Origin of the sequence: Methylobacterium sp. WL116 (assembly GCF_008039455.1) — a bacterium.
GTDB lineage: Bacteria > Pseudomonadota > Alphaproteobacteria > Rhizobiales > Beijerinckiaceae > Methylobacterium.
Genome location: NZ_VRUV01000345.1, coordinates 1 through 4,901, shown reverse-complemented (window position 1 = coordinate 4,901; position 4,901 = coordinate 1). Strand labels below are relative to the sequence as shown.

At 69.9% G+C, this 4,901-nt stretch carries 4 protein-coding genes; all 4 read left to right on the top strand.

Annotated features, from left to right (window positions below; genetic code table 11):
- Positions 1 to 868: ABC transporter permease (locus FV223_RS19980; protein ID WP_147728643.1), on the top strand; the 868-nt coding region annotated here is incomplete at its 5' end.
- Between the two features lie 50 nt (positions 869 to 918).
- A complete protein-coding gene (locus tag FV223_RS19975; RefSeq protein ID WP_147728642.1) occupies positions 919 to 2,340 on the top strand; it encodes a M20 family metallopeptidase in 1,422 nt (473 codons plus the stop codon).
- 2 nt (positions 2,341 to 2,342) lie between these two features.
- Positions 2,343 to 3,953, top strand: coding sequence for an ABC transporter ATP-binding protein (locus FV223_RS19970; protein WP_147728641.1), 1,611 nt, complete (start codon positions 2,343 to 2,345; stop codon positions 3,951 to 3,953).
- A 713-nt stretch (positions 3,954 to 4,666) separates the two neighbouring features.
- Positions 4,667 to 4,901 (top strand): PAS domain-containing protein (locus FV223_RS19965; RefSeq protein ID WP_147728640.1); only part of this gene is annotated, 235 nt, incomplete at its 3' end.

Sequence of the window (4,901 nt, the reverse complement as noted above, 5' to 3'; positions counted from 1 at the left end):
GCCCGCCGCCCGCTCGCCCACCGCCCTGGCGCTTCGGCGCGGTCTCCGCCACGGCGGCTTTGTGATCGGTGCCGGCATCCTCGGGACCATCCTGCTCTGCGCGCTCGCCGCCCCGCTGATCGCGCCCCACGATCCCTACGCCCAGGACGTCTCGCGGCGCCTGATCCCGCCGATCTGGCAGACGAAGGGCACGTGGGACCACGTGCTCGGCACCGACAAGCTCGGGCGCGACTACCTCAGCCGCCTGATCTACGGCAGCCAGATCTCCCTGCTGATCGGGATCGCGGCGGCCGCCATCTCGGGCGTGATCGGCACGACGCTCGGCATCTGCGCCGGCTATTTCGGCGGCCGGGTCGACGCGGTGGTGAGCTACGTCGTGACCACGCGGCTGGCCATGCCGGTGGTGCTGGTCGCGCTTGCCATGGCCTCCCTCGTCGGCGGCTCGCTGAAGGTGGTGGTGCTGGTGCTCGGCTTCCTGCTCTGGGACCGTTTCGCCGTGGTCACCCGCGCGGCGACCCGGCAGATCCGCGACCAGGATTTCATCGCCGCGGCCCGCGCCACGGGCTTCTCCCCGGCCCGCATCCTGTTCCAGGAGGTGCTGCCGAACATCCTCAACGCGCTCATCGTGGTGGCGACCCTGGAGATGGCGCACGCCATCCTGCTCGAGGCCGCCCTGTCCTTCCTCGGCCTCGGCGTGCAGCCGCCGCTGCCGTCCTGGGGCCTGATGATCGCCGAGGGGAAGCCGTACATGTTCTTCCAGCCCTGGGTGATCACCATCCCGGGCGTCGCGCTCCTGGTCCTCGTCCTGGCGATCAACCTGCTCGGCGACGGCATCCGCGACGTCACCGCCCCCGAGGGGCGGCGCTGAGCCCCCCTTGCCCCGCAAAAAACCCCACCGCACCGAGATCGAGTGAGCCCATGTCCCGACACGACGCGATCGCGCGCGCCGCGCGCCACTACGACGAGGGCGGCTTCCTCAGCGTGCTGCAGGACGCCGTCGCCCGCCCGACCGAGAGCCAGACCTCGGGGCAGCTGCCGAAGCTGAAGGCTTACCTCACCGACTTCCTGGTGCCGCGGATCGCGCCGCTCGGCTTCACCAGCCGCATCCTCGACAACCCGGACGGCGTCCACGGCCCGTTCCTCATCGCCGAGCGCCACGAGGGCGACGGGCTGCCCACGGTGCTGATCTACGGCCACGGCGACACCGTGCGGGGCTATCCCGAGCAGTGGCGCGACGGCCTCGACCCCTGGACCGTGACCATCGAGGGCGAGCGCTGGTACGGCCGCGGCACCGCCGACAACAAGGGCCAGCACATCCTCAACCTCGGCGCGCTGGCGGCGGTGATGGCGGCGCGCGACGGGCGCCTCGGCTTCAACACCAAGCTGCTGATCGAGATGGGCGAGGAAGCCGGCTCGCCGGGCCTGCGCGACCTCTGCCGCGCCGAGGCCGCGGCGCTCAAGGCCGACGTGCTCATCGCCTCGGACGGGCCCCGCGTCAGCGCCGAGCGGCCGACGGTCTTCCTGGGCTCGCGCGGCGGTTACACCTTCGAGATGGTGCTGGACCTGCGTGAGGGCAGCCACCATTCCGGTAACTGGGGCGGCCTGCTGCGCAACCCCGGCACGGTGCTGGCCAACGCCATCGCGACCCTCGTCGACGGACGCGGCAAAATCCTTCTCGACGCCCTTCGGCCACCGGGGCTCCCCGTCAACGTGCGGGCGGCGCTGGCCGACATCACTGTGGGCACCGATCCGACCGCGCCGAAGATCGACGCGGATTGGGGTGAGCCGGGACTGACCGCGGCCGAGCGCGTGTTCGGCTGGAACACCCTCGAGGTGCTGGCCTTCAAGACCGGCGACCCGGACGGACCGCTCAACGCCGTGCCGCCCACTGCCAAGGCCACGCTGCAGCTTCGCTTCGTCGTCGGCACCGACTGGGAAGGCATCCTGCCCGCTCTGCGCGCTCATCTCGACGCCCACGGCTACCCGATGGTCGAGGTCCGTGCCGCGCGCACGGAGGTGTTCCGCGCCACCCGGCTCCCCGTCGAGGACCCGTGGGTCGACTGGGCGCTGGCCTCGATCGCCGAGAGCACGGGCAAGCGGCCGGCCCTGCTGCCGAACCTCGGCGGCTCGCTGCCCAACGACGCCTTTTCCGAGATCCTCGGCCTGCCGACCCTGTGGGTGCCGCATTCCTACCCGGCCTGCCTCCAGCACGGCCCCGACGAGCACTTGCTCGGGCCGCCCTCGCGAGAGGCCCTGATGCTGATGGCGGGCCTTTACTGGGACCTCGCCGCGACCGGGCCGGCGGTGCTCGCCCGGCGCGAAGCCCTCAAGGGAGCCTGAGCATGAGCGAGCCCGTCGTCCGTATCCGGAATCTCACCCTGGCGCTGCCGAAGGGCTCGGACCGTCCCCACGCGGTCGAGGACCTCTCCCTCGACCTGATGCCGGGCAAGATCCTCTGCGTCGTCGGCGAGTCGGGCTCGGGCAAGTCGATGAGCGCCTACGCGCTCACCGGCCTCCTGCCCCGCGCGCTGAAGCCGGTCGGCGGGGAGATCCTGTTCGAGGGGCGAGACCTGCTCACCCTGGACGAGCGCGGCTGGCGCAGCCTTCGCGGTCGCCGCATCGCCATGGTGTTTCAGGAACCGATGACGGCCCTCAACCCGGTCATGCGCATCGGCGACCAGATCGCCGAGATGTTCGAGGCGCACGCCCTCCTGACGCCGGCCGAGCGCAGGGCCCGGGCCGTCGCGCTCGCCACCGAGGTCGGCCTGCCCGATCCGGGGCAGATCGTGCGCGCCTACCCGCACCAGCTCTCCGGCGGCCAGCGCCAGCGCGCGATGATCGCCATGGCGCTCGCCCTCGAGCCCTCGATCCTCGTCGCCGACGAGCCGACCACGGCGCTCGACGTCACCACCCAGGCCCAGATCCTCCAGCTGATCCGCGACCTGCAGCGGCGGCGCGGCATGAGCGTCCTGTTCATCACCCACGATTTCGGCGTGGTGGCGGACATCGCCGACCATGTCGCCGTGCTCCAGCGCGGGCGACTGGTGGAGCAGGGCAGCGCCGAGACCGTCCTTCAGCATCCGCAGCACCCCTACACCCAGGCCCTGCTCGCGGCGGTGCCGAGCCTGGTGCCGCCGGCGCGCGCCTCCCGCGAGGCCGAGCCCCTCGCCCTCTCGGCCATCGGGCTGACCAAGACCTACGCCACGCGCGCCGGCCTGTTCGGCAAGCCGCGCGTGGTCGCGGCGGTCAAGGAGGTGGCCTTCGACGTCCGCCGCGGGGAGACCCTCGGCCTCGTCGGCGAATCCGGCTCCGGAAAGTCCACCACCGCGCGCCTCGCGATCCGGCTGATCGAGCCGGACCGGGGCACGGTGCGCCTCGGCAGCCTCGACTACACGGCGTTGGCGCCGCGCTCGCTGCGTGACGAGCGCCGGCGCATCCAGATGATCTTCCAGGACCCGTTCGCATCCCTGAACCCACGCCGCACCGTCGAGCAGATCATCACGGCAGGCCCGATCGCGCACGGCACGCCCCGGCGGGAGGCCCGCGCCCGGGCTCGCGAGCTCCTCGACCTCGTCGGCCTCTCGGCGAGCGCGGCCGAGCGTTACCCCAACGCCTTCTCCGGCGGCCAGCGCCAGCGCATCGGCATCGCCCGGGCGCTCGCCATGGAGCCCGACGTGCTCGTGGCCGACGAGGCGGTTTCGGCCCTCGACGTCTCGGTCCAGGCGCAGGTGCTCGACCTGCTGGAAGACCTCAAGCAGCGCCTGAACCTCGCGATGCTGTTCATCACCCACGACCTGCGCGTTGCCGCCAAGATCTGCGACCGCATCGCCGTGATGCATCGCGGTGCCATCGTGGAGATGCGGCCCACGGCCGACCTCTTCCAGCAGCCGGATCACGCCTACACCCGCTCGCTCCTCGCGGCGGTGCCGGGCCTGCAGCCTACCCGGCCCTGATAGCACGACGGTCTGCGAGACGGCCGAAGCTCCCAGACGACAGACTGACGGATGCTTTCGGTAAGCGCTAGCGGTGGTCCCGACGCCTGGGTCGGAGGCGGAACGTCCGCTTCGAAGCGAAGGACTCAGGTTGGCTGCCCACCCTATGCAGCGCCCTGTAACGTCCGCTTCCGGCCAGCTTGGTGCACGATGTCCTACGGCCGGAGTGGGCGGTTCCCAGTCGGTCCGCTCGCGGGCGGGAACTGGCCGAAGCGGACATCGCCACCGCGCCCGCTTACAACCCTTCTCAGACGCTCGGAAGGTCCGCTTTGTAGCAGCCTGATCGACGGCGATTTTAGGCCGGGTCGGATGGATTTCTGCCGTTCCGCTTCCGGGTGGGAGTTGGCGGCAGACGCTGTCGTGCGGCGGTCGGCTTGGCGCTCTCGATAGGGCGCCGGGGCGCTGATGTCTCAGGGGCGCAGAAGTCGACTGATGGAACGCAGCCAACTTGAAGTATGCAAGGGACGGGGTGGAAGAGCCCTATACGCTCGAAAGGGCAAATTCTACAAGGGCCCTTACCATACTTCGGGTGTTTCCGGGCGGTTTCTAGATTGTAAAAAATATCCCGCATATGCGACAAATAGGCAGTTTGATCGAGAAATTAATCTATAATTTACGGCAGAATTACAATTCAAGTCGAAGAGGTCGTAGACCCTCCGGTTGGGAGTCTGTTGGTGCGCTTGTTCGATAGCTCTTTCCGTGCGCTGTTCGAGGCCATCGACCGCTCGCGCGCCCGCATCGCGTTCGCCCCCGATGGCACGATCCTCGATGCCAATGCGAATTTCCTCGGCCTCGTTGGCTACACGCTGGCGGAACTGAAGGGCCAGAACCACCGCAAGCTCGTCACGCCGGCAGAGCGCGACGCGCCGGCCTATCACGCGTTCTGGGACGCATTGCGCAAAGGGGAGT

Coding starts and splice junctions, on each gene's coding strand:
- FV223_RS19975 (WP_147728642.1), top strand. CDS start 919: ATGTCCCGACACGACGCGATCGCGCGCGCCGCGCGCCACTACGACGAG.
- FV223_RS19970 (WP_147728641.1), top strand. CDS start 2,343: ATGAGCGAGCCCGTCGTCCGTATCCGGAATCTCACCCTGGCGCTGCCG.